General features: G+C 37.1%; 16 protein-coding genes and 4 pseudogenes. 18 read left to right on the forward strand and 2 right to left on the reverse strand.

The genetic code is table 11. The features are described from left to right. The first annotated feature begins 1 nt into the window (after window position 1). The 6 genes and pseudogenes from ribD to ACLKMH_RS11825 all read left to right on the forward strand — a co-directional run bounded on the left by ribD (window position 2) and on the right by ACLKMH_RS11825 (window position 4,722). Window positions 2–1,147: a bifunctional diaminohydroxyphosphoribosylaminopyrimidine deaminase/5-amino-6-(5-phosphoribosylamino)uracil reductase RibD gene (ribD, locus tag ACLKMH_RS11800; RefSeq protein ID WP_413702108.1), complete on the forward strand. Its 1,146-nt coding sequence runs from the start codon at window positions 2–4 to the stop codon at window positions 1,145–1,147. Between the two features lies 1 nt (window position 1,148). Next, a complete protein-coding gene (locus ACLKMH_RS11805) occupies window positions 1,149–1,811 on the forward strand; it encodes a riboflavin synthase (RefSeq protein ID WP_413702109.1) in 663 nt (220 codons plus the stop codon). 20 nt (window positions 1,812–1,831) lie between these two features. Further along, a complete protein-coding gene (gene ribBA, locus ACLKMH_RS11810; RefSeq protein ID WP_413702110.1) occupies window positions 1,832–2,938 on the forward strand; it encodes a bifunctional 3,4-dihydroxy-2-butanone-4-phosphate synthase/GTP cyclohydrolase II in 1,107 nt (368 codons plus the stop codon). A 72-nt stretch (window positions 2,939–3,010) separates the two neighbouring features. After that, entirely contained in the window at window positions 3,011–3,478 is a 468-nt protein-coding gene (ribE, locus tag ACLKMH_RS11815; protein ID WP_413702111.1) for a 6,7-dimethyl-8-ribityllumazine synthase, read from the forward strand. Between the two features lie 5 nt (window positions 3,479–3,483). Next, window positions 3,484–3,903, forward strand: a complete 420-nt coding sequence (nusB, locus tag ACLKMH_RS11820; RefSeq protein WP_413702323.1) for a transcription antitermination factor NusB — start codon at window positions 3,484–3,486, stop codon at window positions 3,901–3,903. Window positions 3,904–4,018: 115 nt separating this feature from the next. Continuing rightward, a pseudogene (locus ACLKMH_RS11825) lies at window positions 4,019–4,722 on the forward strand (DUF445 domain-containing protein). Between the two features lie 99 nt (window positions 4,723–4,821). Here the strand turns inward: ACLKMH_RS11825 and msrA are convergent. Both msrA and ACLKMH_RS11835 read right to left on the reverse strand, forming a co-directional pair. Beyond that, a pseudogene (msrA, locus tag ACLKMH_RS11830) lies at window positions 4,822–5,354 on the reverse strand (peptide-methionine (S)-S-oxide reductase MsrA). 8 nt (window positions 5,355–5,362) lie between these two features. Further along, window positions 5,363–5,803 carry an outer membrane protein assembly factor BamE gene (locus tag ACLKMH_RS11835; protein ID WP_413702112.1) on the reverse strand — a complete coding sequence of 147 codons (441 nt, stop codon included), beginning with the start codon at window positions 5,801–5,803 and terminating at the stop codon, window positions 5,363–5,365. 263 nt (window positions 5,804–6,066) lie between these two features. Here ACLKMH_RS11835 and hemA point away from each other — a divergent pair, with 263 nt between their 5' ends. The 12 genes and pseudogenes from hemA (at window position 6,067) to ACLKMH_RS11895 (ending at window position 15,064) form a co-directional block, all read left to right on the forward strand. After that, a complete protein-coding gene (gene hemA, locus ACLKMH_RS11840) occupies window positions 6,067–7,323 on the forward strand; it encodes a glutamyl-tRNA reductase (RefSeq protein WP_413702113.1) in 1,257 nt (418 codons plus the stop codon). A gap of 87 nt (window positions 7,324–7,410) precedes the next feature. Continuing rightward, entirely contained in the window at window positions 7,411–8,502 is a 1,092-nt protein-coding gene (prfA, locus tag ACLKMH_RS11845; RefSeq protein ID WP_413702114.1) for a peptide chain release factor 1, read from the forward strand. Beyond that, a complete protein-coding gene (gene prmC, locus ACLKMH_RS11850) occupies window positions 8,503–9,333 on the forward strand; it encodes a peptide chain release factor N(5)-glutamine methyltransferase (RefSeq protein ID WP_413702115.1) in 831 nt (276 codons plus the stop codon). Between the two features lie 40 nt (window positions 9,334–9,373). Next, window positions 9,374–9,760: a SirB2 family protein gene (locus ACLKMH_RS11855; RefSeq protein WP_413702116.1), complete on the forward strand. Its 387-nt coding sequence runs from the start codon at window positions 9,374–9,376 to the stop codon at window positions 9,758–9,760. A 3-nt stretch (window positions 9,761–9,763) separates the two neighbouring features. Further along, window positions 9,764–10,711, forward strand: coding sequence for a SirB1 family protein (locus ACLKMH_RS11860; RefSeq protein WP_413702117.1), 948 nt, complete (start codon window positions 9,764–9,766; stop codon window positions 10,709–10,711). A gap of 33 nt (window positions 10,712–10,744) precedes the next feature. Continuing rightward, a complete protein-coding gene (kdsA, locus tag ACLKMH_RS11865; RefSeq protein WP_413702118.1) occupies window positions 10,745–11,593 on the forward strand; it encodes a 3-deoxy-8-phosphooctulonate synthase in 849 nt (282 codons plus the stop codon). Continuing rightward, the gene (locus ACLKMH_RS11870; RefSeq protein WP_413702119.1) at window positions 11,593–11,820 is read left to right on the forward strand and encodes a DUF423 domain-containing protein; all 228 of its coding nucleotides are present in this window, start codon (window positions 11,593–11,595) and stop codon (window positions 11,818–11,820) included. Before kdsA ends, ACLKMH_RS11870 begins: the two co-directional genes overlap by 1 nt. A 32-nt stretch (window positions 11,821–11,852) precedes the next feature. Continuing rightward, window positions 11,853–11,996: a DUF423 domain-containing protein gene (locus ACLKMH_RS11875; RefSeq protein ID WP_413702324.1), complete on the forward strand. Its 144-nt coding sequence runs from the start codon at window positions 11,853–11,855 to the stop codon at window positions 11,994–11,996. Beyond that, window positions 11,990–13,089: pseudogene (gene rlmM / locus ACLKMH_RS11880) on the forward strand (23S rRNA (cytidine(2498)-2'-O)-methyltransferase RlmM). Before ACLKMH_RS11875 ends, rlmM begins: the two are co-directional and overlap by 7 nt. A gap of 12 nt (window positions 13,090–13,101) precedes the next feature. Then, entirely contained in the window at window positions 13,102–14,001 is a 900-nt protein-coding gene (gene murQ / locus ACLKMH_RS11885) for an N-acetylmuramic acid 6-phosphate etherase (RefSeq protein ID WP_413702120.1), read from the forward strand. A gap of 12 nt (window positions 14,002–14,013) precedes the next feature. After that, window positions 14,014–14,469, forward strand: a complete 456-nt coding sequence (locus ACLKMH_RS11890; RefSeq protein ID WP_413702121.1) for a CidA/LrgA family protein — start codon at window positions 14,014–14,016, stop codon at window positions 14,467–14,469. 23 nt (window positions 14,470–14,492) lie between these two features. Then, window positions 14,493–15,064 (forward strand): annotated as a pseudogene (locus ACLKMH_RS11895) (LrgB family protein). Window positions 15,065–15,072 lie beyond the last annotated feature (8 nt).

The following is a 15,072-nucleotide window of genomic DNA, read 5'->3' on the forward strand; positions in this document are numbered from 1 at the left end:
AATGACCCAAACAACCTTCTCTGAACAAGACCAATATTACATGTCAATGGCAATCGAACTTGCCAAAAAAGGGCGCTTTACTACGGCTCCTAATCCAAATGTAGGTTGTGTTATTGTTGCTAATGAACAAATTGTTGGCGAGGGTTTTCATCTTAAGGCTGGTGAACCTCATGCTGAAGTTCATGCCTTAGCAATGGCGGGTACTAAAGCCATTAATGCAACCTGTTATGTGACACTGGAACCTTGTTCTCACTTTGGTCGTACACCTCCCTGTGCATTAGCACTTACTAAAGCCGGGGTTAAACGTGTTGTGGTTGCTATGGTTGATCCTAATCCAAAAGTAGCGGGGCGTGGCATCAAAATATTAGAAGATGCAGGCATTCGTGTTGATGTTGGTGTATTAGAAAAACAGGCCAAAGCCTTAAATTTAGGCTTTATTAAACGCATGCAAACTAAAATGGCTCGTATCACTGTCAAAATGGCTTCAAGTTTGGATGGCAAAACAGCACTTAGAAATGGTCAAAGTCAGTGGATCACAGGTCCAGATGCACGCATTGATGTGCAATATTATCGTGCTATGCAAAGTGCTATTTTAAGTGGCAGTGGCACAGTGTTAAGTGATGACCCAAGTCTTAATGTGCGTTTTACTGAGTTGCAAAAATCGCCTCGATTTAATGATGTGATTAATGAGTCGCAATTACGCCAGCCAATACGCATTATTTTAGATTCACACAATAAATTAACTTTAAAAGAACAAATTTTTAATCTACCCGGTAAAGTAGTATTAGTTTCATTAGCGATGCGTTCTGATTTTGAATCATTTACAGGTATTGCTGAAGTGGATCAAATAGTCGTGAAGGACGACGGACATGGCCGTATCGATTTAAAGGACTTATTAACCCAATTAAACCAATATGAATTAAACGATATTTGGGTGGAGTCTGGTGCTAAATTAGCAGGTGAATTTTTTAATCAACAACTGGTTGATGAATTTATATTGTACCAAGCACCAAAATTAATGGGCGATCAGGGCAGAAACTTAGTAAACTTACCTGATTATTCAAAAATGGATGACGTTATACAGTTAACATTAAAAGAAATGACGTTAATTGGAAATGATATTCGCATTATAAGTGACCGAGATTAATATGTTTACAGGTATTATCGAAGCCGTTGGCTCAATTACAGCAATCAAACATCATGCAAAAGATATGACTATCACTGTGGATAGCGGTGATCTGGATTTAAGTGATGTGAAATTAGGTGACAGTATTTCCCATAATGGTGTGTGCCTCACAGTGACTCGATTAGAAGGTAATAGTTATGATGTGGATATTTCACATGAAACGATTAAACGCAGTGGTTTTGCTAATATAAAAAATGGTTTTCCTGTTAATCTTGAAAAAGCGATGCAAGTGTCATCTCGTTTTGGTGGACATATTGTCAGTGGTCACGTCGATGGTGTTGGAGAAATAACTTCAGTGACTCAAGTGGGAAGCGCTATAGAATATTGGATAAAAGCACCTGATTCATTAGCAAAATATATTGCCGAAAAAGGCTCTATTTCCGTTGATGGGATCAGTTTAACAACCAATGCGATTGATGGTGCATCTTTTATGTTAACCATTATTCCACATACGACCTCTCAAACAACCATGAAACATTACCAGGCCGGGACATTAGTGAACCTAGAAGTTGATGTTGTTGCGCGTTATTTAGAGCGTTTGTTATTGGGTGATAAAGCGACCAATAATCACACTGAAAAAGAATCGACAATGGAGTTGCTTGCTCGTAGCGGTTTCATGGGTTAAAAATTACAAAAGGAATAAGAATGAAATTGAATACAACTGCTGAAATTATTGAAGATATCCGTTTAGGAAAAATGGTTATCTTGATGGATGATGAAGACCGAGAAAATGAAGGTGATTTAATCATGGCTGCAGACATGGTTACCCCTGAAGCGATTAATTTTATGGCGACTTATGGTCGCGGTTTAGTATGTTTAACACTAACCGAAGCAAGATGTGAGCAACTTAAGTCGCCATTAATGGTAAGTGATAATACAGTCGCTTTTTCGACTAACTTTACTGTATCTATCGAAGCTGCAGAAGGTGTAACAACGGGTATTTCTGCCGCTGATCGAGCCATTACAGTTCAACGAGCAGTAGCATCAAATGCTAAACCTGCTGATATCGTTATGCCTGGTCATATCTTTCCACTTAAAGCGCAGTCTGGCGGTGTGTTAACACGTGCAGGTCATACAGAAGCTGGTTGTGATTTAGCGCGTTTAGCTGGGCGTGAACCTGCAGGTGTCATTGTAGAAATTTTAAACGAAGACGGAAGCATGGCGCGCCGTAGTGATTTAGAAGTATTTGCTAAAAAACACGACCTTAAATTAGGCACTGTTGCAGATTTAATTGAATACCGTAACAATAATGAAACCACGATTGAAAAAGTTTCTAGTTGTAAATTACCGACAGAATATGGGGAATTTGATCTCGTTGCATATCAGGATACAATTGATAAACAAGTTCACTTTGCCCTTGTTAATGGTGAAATAAAAGCCGGACAAGTTACTAATGTACGTGTACATTTACAAAATACTTTTACTGATAACTTTTTCTCAGATAGAGCCAGTGCTCGAACTTGGCCACTAAGTAAAGCGATGCAACGCCTTGCAAAAGATGGTGGTATATTAGTTATGTTAGGCCATCAAGAAAGTGCAGAATCATTGATTGAACAGGTAAAAAATATTGCGCTTCAAGATGCAGGTGAACGTATTGCTAATAAACCACAGGGGGCGAGTCGTCGCGTTGGTGTTGGCTCTCAGATTCTGCGTGATTTAGGAGTACAAAAAATGGCTTTGTTAAGCTCAGAAAAACGTTATCATGCGTTATCAGGATTTGGGCTTGAAGTGGTTGATTACATCACTGAATAATTTTAGTGGTCAACAATAAAAGTGTGCTAGAATGCGCACTTTCTTAAAAAGATATGTAAATAAGGGTAGTAAATGAAAATAATTGAAGGTGGTTTAGCGGCACCAGAAGCGAAAATCGCAATTGTAATCTCTCGTTTTAATAGCTTTATCAATGAGCAATTACTAGCAGGCGCAATTGATACCCTTAAGCGTACTGGCCAAGTACAAGATGATAACATTACCGTGGTTCGCATGCCTGGGGCTGTAGAGCTTCCATTAGTGACGAAACGTGTTGTCGCATCTAAAAAATATGATGCTATTATCGCTCTAGGTACTGTTATTCGTGGTGGTACACCACACTTTGAATTTGTTGCTAATGAATGTAACAAAGGCCTAGCTCAGGTTTCTTTAGACTTTGATATCCCAGTTGCATTTGGTGTGTTAACAACTGATTCAATTGATCAAGCCATTGAACGTGCAGGTACTAAAATGGGTAATAAAGGTAGTGAAGTCGCTTTAAGTGCGTTAGAAATGGTTAATGTAATGGCGGAATTAGCTTAATGAAAATTAAACCTGCTGAGCGTCGTCGTGCTCGTCAATTTTCAGTGCAAGCTGTGTATCAATGGCAAATTACCGGAGCGAGTTTTGGTCAAATTATTGATCAATTTAGCGTAGACCAAGATTTGTCTAAAACAGACGTTGCTTATTTTAAAGAGTTACTTGCGGGTGTTATTAACCATCAAGAAGCACTAGATGAAAAACTATCACCTTATCTTTCTCGTAAAATTAAAGATGTTGATATGGTTGATCTTGCTATTCTACGTATTGCGATGTTTGAATTAAGCTACCGCACGGATGTACCGCATAAAGTAGTATTAAATGAAGCGATTGAATTAGCAAAAGACTTTGCTACAGATGAGTCTTATAAATTTGTTAATGGCGTATTAGACAAAGCTTTACGTAGTTTAAAATTACGCGACGCATAACATTGTTTACATAATCTCGTTTAATAGGCATTTTAAAAATCCAGTCGCATTTGCCACTGGATTTTTTCGTTTTAAGTAAATAGTAAAAATTAAAAAAGTTGTTAAAGGAATAATAATGAATAAAAGTTTAATCACTAATCTTGTTGCTGGGCTTATTTTAGTGGCTGGATTGTTATTAAAAGAAAATGTTTTAAGCATGGTAGGGTTATTTGCATTGTCTGGTGCATTAACTAACTGGCTAGCGATATTTATGCTGTTTGAAAAAGTCCCATTTTTATATGGTTCTGGTGTTGTGCCTGCACATTTTGAAGAGTTTAAAAAAGGTATTCGTAATTTAATGATGGAGCAGTTTTTTACACTTGAAAATGTTGATCGTTTTTTAAGTGCTGGTTCGCTCTCTGCTACACAATTAAATTTAGTACCTGTTATCGAAAAAGTAGATCTTAACCCTACTTATGATGGTTTGATTAAAGTGATCATGGCTTCTTCCTTTGGCCCTATGTTAGGCATGTTTGGGGGGAAGATGCATTAAAACCACTTCGTGAACCCTTCATTAAACACATGAAAACCTCAATCATAGACTTAACTGAAGACGAAACTTTTATTGAGTTATTAAAAGCTGAAATAGAAGATCCTGAAATGATGGAGGATATTCTCGCTAAGATAGAAAGAATTATCGAACAACGTTTAAATGAATTAACACCGCAATTAGTGAAAGAAATTATTCAAGCAATGATTAAAAAACATCTTGGTTGGTTAGTGGTTTGGGGCGGTGTTTTTGGTGGCTTAATTGGCCTTATCACCACTTTTGTTGTTTAAAGTATAAAGACGTTTTTCATTAAATAACAAAAGTAAACAAGTAAAAGTAAATAGTAGCTTGAGTCAATTAAGCTACTATTTTTTTATTCCAACCTGAAGTTATTTAAGTTTGTGCTGATATTTAGCCTTAAACTTATTAAATTTAGGGCTAATAACCATAGAGCAGTATCCCTGTTGTGGGTTTTGTAAATAATAACCTTGATGATAAGTCTCTGCTGGATAAAAAGTCTCTAATTCAACCAATGTTGTGACAATCGGTGCATCAAAAACAGCCTCAGCAGTGAGTCTTGCTATATAGTCAGCGACTAGTTTGTGTTGGCTTTGATCATGATAAAAGATAGAAGAGCGATATTGAGTGCCGATATCATTACCCTGGCGATTTAATTGTGTCGCATCATGCAAAGTAAAAAGATTTCTAACAGGGTTTGATAACTTATTATTTGATCATCAAAGGTTATTTGAACTACCTCGGCATGGCCCGTTTCTCCGGTACAAATCGATTCGTAGCTAGGGTCGATTGTTTCACCACCACAATACCCAGAAACTGCACTGTTAACGCCTTCAAGTGCGTTAAAAGCGACTTCGATACACCAGAAGCAACCGCCTGCAAAAGTAGCCTGTGAAATAGCCATAAATTTTCCTAGTTAATGATAATAGTAGAGGTTTTAGCTGGTGAAGTCGCATCTTCACTATTGCTTTCAGTTGCCGCGTTTGGCGCATTTTTCTGTTCAGCGTTTACCAATGGATTTTCGGCAATACCTGCGTCTTTTTGAATATCTATTAAAGATCTATTGTTAAAAACTAACAGGATTTGTTCCTGTTGAATCGCTTCACCACCCGGTTTTATATAACGCACATAATGCCATTTAGATGAATCAAATTGGTCAATCAACATCGGAGATCCAAGAATAAAAATAACTTGCTCCTGTGACATGCCAAGTTCTAATTGTGCTATTTTTTCATCATCAATATAGTTTCCCTGTGTGACGTCAATTTGATAAACAAAGGTGTCGTAAAGGAAAGAACAACCAGAAAGAGAAAATGTTAAAAAGAGGGCGCTAGCGAGTTTTTTTATAGGCATTTTTTTATCGCACTTTTGTTAGCAAAGAAAAGACTACATATCTTTTAAATGAAGTCATGAAGCTGAATAATACCCAAGCTATTGCTCGTTGTAAAAAGGTAAAGTCGAATATTCACTGCCACGCTCGCTTTTTAAGCGGGTAAAAGCGATTAAATTGCTTAAAGACTCGTTTAAAAGAGTGTGATGCTTCCACTATTGAGCAAATTTACGTAGAATTCCTGCCCTGACCTTTTGATTTTGAACTTGTGTTGTGAATTTATAGAATGTCTCTTTTTGCTTTAGGAATTAACCATCAAACAGCTTCCGTGGCTTTGCGTGAAAAAGTCGCATTTAGCCCCGAATCTTTATTTGATGCTTATCAACAGTTGTTAGCACAACCACATGTCTTAGAAGCCGTTATTGTGTCTACCTGCAACCGTACTGAAATTTATTGCAGTGTTGAAAATGAAAGTTGTCAGTCGGTGATCGATTGGTTTTGTCAATTTCACCAAGTTACTGAAAAAGAGTTAATTAAAAGCCTTTATTGTTATCAAGAAGAGCAAGCCGTTCAACATCTGTTTCGAGTTTCCTGTGGGTTAGATTCGATGGTGTTGGGTGAACCTCAAATTTTAGGTCAAATAAAACAAGCCTTTGCCAGTGCAGGGCAGGCTAAGAGTGTTAACAAATTATTAAACCGATGGTTTCAACATGCTTTTACTGTGGCAAAACGAGTAAGAACTGAAACTCAGATTGGTGCGAATGCCATTTCAGTTGCTTTTGTCGCTGTGTGTTTAGCAAAGCAAATCTTTAGCGATTTAAGCCAAAGTCGAGTGTTATTAATTGGTGCAGGCGAAACTATAGAGTTAGTGGGAAAATATCTGGTAGAGCATAATGTACCAAATATCACCATTGCTAATCGAACTTTATCCCGAGCAATGGATTTAGTTGAACAATTTGATGCTCAGGCAATTACTTTAGGTGAGATCCCAAATAACTTGAGTGAAGCTGATATTATTATCTCTTCAACTGCTAGTCCATTGCCCATAATAGGCAAAGGCATGGTTGAAAGCGCACTTAAAAAACGCCGTCATCAACCTATGTTATTTATTGATATTGCGGTGCCTCGAGATATTGAAGCTCAGGTATCAGAATTACGTGACGCTTACCTTTATAGTGTTGATGATTTACATGGCATTATTGAAGAGAATAAACAGGCAAGACAAGAAGTCGCGATTGAAGCAGAAAAAATTATTGAAGGTTGCATTGTTAATTTTTGCCATTGGTTAGAGTCATTAAAAGCGGTTGAAAGTATCCGTAGTTATCGTAGTAATAGCGAAGATTTACGTGATGAGCTGTTAGTTCGAGCACTCAATTCGCTGGAAAATGGTGGCGAAGCAGAAAAGGTAATTAAAGAACTTGCCTTTAAATTAACCAATAAATTAATTCATCATCCAAGCCAAGCATTAACCCAGGTTAGTCGCACTGGAGATGATAACGAATTACAAATATTACGTTCTGCCCTAGGGTTAGATGAAGAATAAATAAAGTAATTAGGCTCTTCGCCTGAATAATTACACAATATAGGCCTAGGTGTTTATTAGGGCCATAGTTTTAATAAAAGAGAGAATATGAAAGCATCAATTGTTGCAAAATTAGAAGTACTAGTTGAGCGTTATGAAGAAATCCAAGCCTTACTTGGTGATCAAGAAACGCTTTCGGACCAAAATAAATATCGTGAATTAACAAAAGAATATGCTCAACTTGAAGTCGTTGTGCTGTCTTTCCAAGCATACCAGGGCAGTCTTGATGATTTAGAAGCCGCTGAAATGATGCTTGAAGATGATGATCCCGATATGAAAGAAATGGCGCTTGAAGAAATTGAAGAAGCAAAATTAAAAGTCGCTAAATTATCTGATGAACTGCAAATATTGTTATTGCCTAAAGATCCTAATGATGATCGTAACTGTTATATTGAAATTCGCGCCGGAGCAGGGGGTGATGAAGCGGCTATTTTTGTTGGTAATCTATTCCGTATGTACAGTAAGTATGCTGATACAAAAAAATGGCGTGTAGAAACAATGAACAGCAACGTTAGTGAGCAAGGCGGTTATAAAGAAATTGTTGCTAAAATTGATGGTGAAGGTGCCTACGGTTTAATGAAGTTTGAGTCTGGCGGGCACCGTGTTCAACGCGTACCTGAAACAGAATCACAAGGACGTATTCATACATCTGCATGTACAGTAGTTGTTATGCCTGAAATTCCAGAAGCTGAAGCAATTTCAATTAACCCTGCAGACCTAAAAGTAGATACTTTCCGAGCGTCTGGGGCCGGTGGTCAGCACGTTAATAAAACCGATTCTGCGATTCGTATTACCCACGTACCAACGGGCACTGTTGTTGAGTGTCAAGAACAACGTTCACAACATAAAAACCGTGCGCAGGCGATGTCTGTTTTACAGGCTCGTTTACAACAAGCGGAAGATGAAAAAAATCAAAGCGAAGAGCAAGATATTCGCCGTAGTTTAGTGGCAAGTGGTGACCGTAGTGAACGAATTCGTACTTACAATTATCCGCAGGGGCGTGTTAGTGACCACCGTATTAATTTAACACTATATCGCTTAAATGAAATTTTAGAGGGCGAATTAGAAGCCTTACATGATCCAATATTAATTGAAGATCAAGCTGATAAACTAGCTGAATTATCTAAGGGTGATTTCTAATTGCGCATTGATGATGCTTTAATCTGGGCAAAGTTTTTGCTCTCTAATAGTGACTCGCCTTTATTGGATGCGCAGATTTTACTTGCGCACGTATTAGAAAAAGAGTCTGTTTATTTGATGACTTGGCCTGAACGAGACTTAACTGCTGAACAAAAAAGCCGTTTTGAAAGCTTAGTTGAACAACGTATCAATGGAATGCCAGTTGCATATTTAACCGGCATTAGAGAATTTTGGTCATTACCTTTAAAGGTTAATAACGCAACCTTGATCCCGCGACCTGATACTGAAATTTTGGTTGAAACTGCACTGAGTTATTGTACAGCACAATCTTGTATTTTAGATTTAGGCACAGGTACAGGCGCGATTATTTTAGCCTTAGCTAGTGAATTACCAAATAGCAGTTGTTTTGCGGTTGATTTTAATAAAGACGCAGTTGCTTTAGCGAATGAAAATGCTTCATCATTGAATATTAAAAATGTGACTTTCAAACAAAGTAATTGGTTTGAAAATGTTGTCGGCCAGTTTGATTTAATCGTTTCAAACCCGCCCTACATTGATGAAAATGATAAACACCTAAATCAAGGTGATGTGCGTTTTGAACCTTTATCTGCATTGGTTGCTAAAGATAATGGATTGTCCGATATTCGCTTAATTGCACAGCAAGCTAAGCATTATTTAAATGACAATGGAATACTCATTATTGAACATGGTTTTGAGCAAGGTAATGATGTGCGTGAGATATTTGCAACACTGGGTTATGAGGGTATTAACACCATTAAAGATTATGGCGATAATGAGCGTATCACTGTGGCCAGATATCACAGTAAGTAAGACTGGTTAACGCAATCTATCTTCTAAAAAGAGAAATATAATGTACGGATTTTTAAAACACACACACATGACCCTGATTTTAATTGCTGTTGTGTTATTTATTGTTAATTTTTATTGGTTAAAAACAGGGCATAAAAACGCACAAAAACCTGTATTTAAGAAAATATTATTACATACTCATTTAACAATATTTTTGCTAGGTGCGGGATTAATAGGTTTGTTACAGATTAACCCTTTTGCAGAAAGTGGTTACTGGGTATTAGAAAAAGTGGTCGCATTTGTTTTTTATTTAATCATGGTAAAAAGTGCATTAACTGAAAATAAGCCGACCAAAATGCAACTGATCAGCTTTTTAGGTGCCTTAGGCTGGTTGGCTTACATTGTTAAGCTTGCCTTGAGCAAGCAAGCTATTTTATTAGTAGGGTAAAACGTGACGATTATTACAATAGATAATATGACAGAAGACAGTACATCTGAAAACCAGCCTAATGAAGGGGTAACTGGTGCAGATGATTCCTTAGTTGAAAACTTAGCAGTGGATGCTATGACTATCAAAGAGGAGTCCCGTTTAATGACCATGAATAATAAGTTTGATTTTGACAAGCGAACATTATTAGATGCGGTATTGGTTATTGAGTCTGAAATAACAGGATTAAATATTGCTAGCTTTCAGGATAGCTTACGCCTGCAACAGCTTGTTGTGAAATCTAAATTGGCTTCATTTGAAACTGCGAACAAAGAAAAATTATTAGCCTTGCTGGATATACTTTATAAACAACAAGGTTTTACTGGAGATTGGAAAGCATTTTTTAAAGTTAAAAATGCACTTATCTCCTTAGTGTTTTCACGACGTAAGGGTATTCCGATCAGTTTAGGTATTTTATTACTCGATTTCTTGCGCTTAAGTGATTTTGATGCACAGGGAATTTGTTTCCCTAGTGGTTTTATTATCCGTGTAAAACTTGATAATGAAGTGCTTTATGTTGATCCTTTCATAGGTGAAATCGCAACTTGGGAGTTACTTGAGTTAAAAGTACGTGGGCAGATGGGGAATTACGCTAAATTAACCTTAGATATGTTAAAACCTGATACTAATGAAACGATTGTTAAACGCTTTATTAATGTTTTAAAAGCGGCATATATTCAAGCAGATAGAACTGAAATTGCCTTATTATGCAGTGATATTCTATTAAGGCTTGACCCTGATGATGCCTATGAAGTGCGTGATCGTGGTTTTCTATTTCAGCAACTTGATTGTTTAAGTTTAGCGCGTAATGATTTTGAATATTTTATGCAACAACACCCTAAAGACCCAATGGTACATTTGTTAGAAAAACAAATTGAAGAAATGGATTTTACTGATCAAATAATGCACTAAAGTGCTTAAAAAAATTAAACAAGAGAATTGAAAATGACAGTACAAAAAATAATTAAAGTAGGCAATATTGATGTTGCTAACGATCGTCCCTTTGTTCTTTTTGGTGGCATGAATGTGCTTGAATCGCGAGATTTAGCGATGAAAATGGTTGAGCATTATGTTGAAGTGACGAGTGCGCTAAATATCCCTTATGTGTTTAAAGCATCATTTGATAAAGCAAATCGTTCATCGATTAATAGTTTTCGTGGCCCAGGCCTTGAAGAAGGTCTGCGTATTTTCGAAGAAATTAAAAATACCTTCGATGTGCCAATTATTACAGATGTACATGAACCTTACCAAGCAAAACCTGTTGCAGAGGTTGTTGATGTGATTCAATTGCCTGCTTTTTTAAGTCGACAAACAGATCTTGTTCAAGCAATGGCTGAAACTAATGCCGTTATTAATGTTAAAAAAGCACAATTTTTAGCACCCCATGAAATGGCACATATCATAACTAAATTTAACGAAGCAGGTAATGATAAAATTATTTTGTGTGAACGAGGCAGTTGCTTTGGTTACAACAACTTAGTAGTTGATATGCTTGGTTTCAGCACCATGAAAGAAACAGGTTACCCGGTTATTTTTGATGTGACTCATTCATTACAAAAACCAGGTGCGCGTAGCGATAGTGCCGATGGTCGTCGTAGCCAAGTTGTTCAACTTGGTCTTGCGGGCATGTCTCAAGGTATTGCCGGACTATTTTTAGAGTCTCACCCAGATCCAAGTAATGCAAAATGTGATGGTCCATGTGCACTTTCTTTAGATAAACTGAAACCATTCTTAACGCAAATGAAGCAAATGGATGAACTTGCGAAAAGTTTAGACGCTATCGATACAGAATAATGCATGACCTTTCTACTAAACCAATAGCGCGTCTATTTTTACTAATAGGAGCGCTACTTGGAGCCTCAGGTGTTGCCCTTGGTGCTTATGCCAGCCATGGTTTACAAAGTTGGGCAAGTATTACCCAGATTGAGTATTTTCAGTTGGCTGTCACTTATCAGTTATTTCACGCTATTGTATTAGTGGCCGTTTCTATTCTGGCTTTATTTTTTCTAATCGCTGGTTAGTCGCTAGTCAAATTTGTTTTGTTATTGGTGTTATCTTTTTCAGCGCAAGTTTGTATTTTTATGTTTTAAGCGGTATCAAATTGCTTGGTGCGATCACACCCATTGGCGGATTATTATTAATCATTGCATGGTTATTATTTGCCGTTTCTATTTTCAGGAAAAGTGTTAAATGTTAGGTATTTTATTATATTGTCGCCCCGGTTTTGAAAACGACTGTGCTAACGAAATTCAAGATAAAGCTTCTGAGTTAGAAGTATTTGGATTTATTAAAACGCTACGTAATAGTGGTTATGTTTTTTATCAATGTTATAACCCTGAAGAAGTTGTCGAACTAGCTCAGAACATTGATTACAAACAGCTCATTTTTGCACGTCAAATGATAATCGTAAAAGCCTTTGTACAAGGGTTACCGCTAGAAGATCGTATTTCTCCTATTCTTGAAATAACACGTGATTTGCCGATGGGGGAGACCTTTATGTCGAAGCACCGGAAGGCGATGAAACTAAACCTTTATTGACTTTTTGTCGTAAGTTTACCGTGCCACTTCGCCAAGCATTAAAAAAACAAAATAGCCTAACAGCCAAAGATAATCGTAAAAAAATCTGTTACCACCTGTGTTTCCTAGATAATCAATCTGCATATATTGGTTATTCATTACCAAATAATCGTAGTGAGTTATACATGGGAATTACACGTTTACGTTTCCCAAGCGAAGCGCCGAGCCGCTCTACCTTAAAACTTGATGAAGCATTTCAAGTGTTTTTGACGCCTGAGGAGCAGGAAACGCGTTTACATTCTGGCATGCGCGCTGTGGATTTAGGGGCTTGTCCTGGGGGATGGACTTATCAATTGGTACGCCGAGGTATGTTTGTTAGTTGTGTTGATAATGGTGCAATGGCTGAAAGCTTAATGGAATCAGGACAAATAACCCATTATATGGAAGATGGTTTTAAATTTGAGCCCGAGCGTAAAAACATTGATTGGTTAGTTTGCGATATGATAGAACAACCAAAACGTGTCGCTAAACTGATGGCTAAATGGCTTATTGAAGGTTGGTGTAAAGAAACGATTTTCAATTTAAAACTGCCAATGAAGAAACGTTATCAGGAAGCTTCAGAAGACTTAAAAATACTTACCGATATGCTTGAAGAAGCAGAGGTAGTTTATCAGCTTCAGGCTAAACATTTGTATCATGATAGAGAAGAAATAACCGTACATGTGAGTATTCAAGGCAATGTATGGGGCAATATCAGTAATAAAACATCTTAATTTAAGGTTCAAATGAAGATAGATTTAACGGCATTAATGACTGAAACTCGTAATGATGCATCTAAAGAAATAGATACACTTTCGACGATCGACATGTTAAAAGTTATTAATCAGGAAGATCAAAAAGTTGCCTTGGCGGTACAACAAACATTGCCTGAAATAGCAAAACTGGTTGATGCCATTGTGCTTGGTTTTGCAAAGGGTGGACGATTAATTTATACAGGGGCAGGTACCTCAGGACGGTTAGGTATTCTAGATGCAAGTGAATGTCCGCCTACCTTTGGAACACCTGCCTCGCAAGTCATTGGCCTCATTGCCGGTGGTAAACCAGCTATTTTAAAAGCAGTTGAAAATGCTGAGGATAATACTCAACTAGGTGCTCAGGATTTAATTGACCTTAACTTCAATGAACATGATGTGCTTGTTGGTATTGCTGCCAGTGGTCGCACTCCCTATGTGATAGGCGCAATGCAATATGCTTTAACGCAGAACGCCACTGTTGCCTGTCTGAGTTGTAATCCTAATAGTGTAATGACTGAGCTTGCCCAAATTGCCATCATCCCAATTGTAGGGGCTGAAGTTGTCACAGGTTCATCACGCATGAAGGCCGGCACGGCACAAAAACTAGTACTGAATATGATCACCACGGGTGCTATGATTAAATCAGGTAAAGTATTTGGTAACTTGATGGTAGATGTTGAAGCAACCAATGCTAAGTTAGTACAACGTCAGAAAAATATTGTTATGCAAGCAACTCAATGTTCCTTGGAAGAGGCTGAAAGTGCATTATTAGCCTGTGATTCTCACTGTAAAACGGCAATATTAATGATCCTACTTAATATTGATGCTATCACTGCACAAAATAAATTAGCGGAAAACAAAGGCTTTATACGCAAAGCATTAACTGATTAAGAAAGAGATAATATGGCGAACTTAGCAAAACATGCATTTATTTTTATTCGAGGATTTGCCATTATCCTACTATTTTTGACAATAGGGAAAACCATTAGTCCACTCCTTCCTATTGTTTTTCCAGGTAGTATTATTGGATTAATTTTACTGTTTTTAAGCCTAAGAGTAGGGCTAATAAAAATAGATTGGGTGGTTACTTCTGCTCATTTTATTATTAAATATATGGTGATTTTATTTATTCCCTTATCAGTGGGCATCATCAATTATTTTGATTTATTATTAAATAATTGGTTAGTGATTATATTTTCAATATTCTTCACTACATTCCTAATTATGTTAACAGTGGGGCATCTTTTCCAAAGATTAAATAAACAGGGAATTCTTAATATGTTTGTTTATTTAGCATTACCTTTAACTTTAATGATCTTTTTCTCAGTAAATATGCTTATTCAAGAAAGCCGATTTTAGTTTTTAATCCATTTTTATTGTCAGTGACAATGCTCATTACATTGCATCTGTTTTTTAATCTTGATTATAAACAGTATGAATCTGGCACAATGCTATTAAATTATATGCTTGAACCTGCGGTAGTGACCTTAGCAATTCCTTTATTTCAACAAATCCATCTGATCAGCCAAAAGTTTAAAATAATTTTAACCTGTTGTTTACTGTCTGTGTGTATTGCTTTTATTGTGCCATTTTTTATTTTACCTTTGCTTAATGCCGATGCAGTTACCACTGCATCATTGGCTGGGCAATCGATTACCACTGCAATTGCTGTTGAAGTAAGTAAAAGCTTAGGTGGTATCCCGGCACTTACTACCGCAATGGTCTTATTTGTTGGTTTATTAGGGGCAACAGTAGGGCGATCTTTTTAAATAAAGTGGGCGTTAAAGATAAACAAGCCATCGGTATAGCGATTGGCAGTGCATCTCACGTGTTAGGAACGGCTAAATTATTAGAAGAAGGCGCTGAAGAAGGGGCTTTCTCCTCACTTGCTTTGATTGTCTGTGCTATTTTCTCTGCTCTGTTAATGCCTGTTTTTTATGTGCTTTTATTTTAAGTTTTGAG

Source organism: Psychromonas sp. KJ10-10 (genome assembly GCF_047323245.1).
Classification (GTDB): domain Bacteria; phylum Pseudomonadota; class Gammaproteobacteria; order Enterobacterales; family Psychromonadaceae; genus Psychromonas.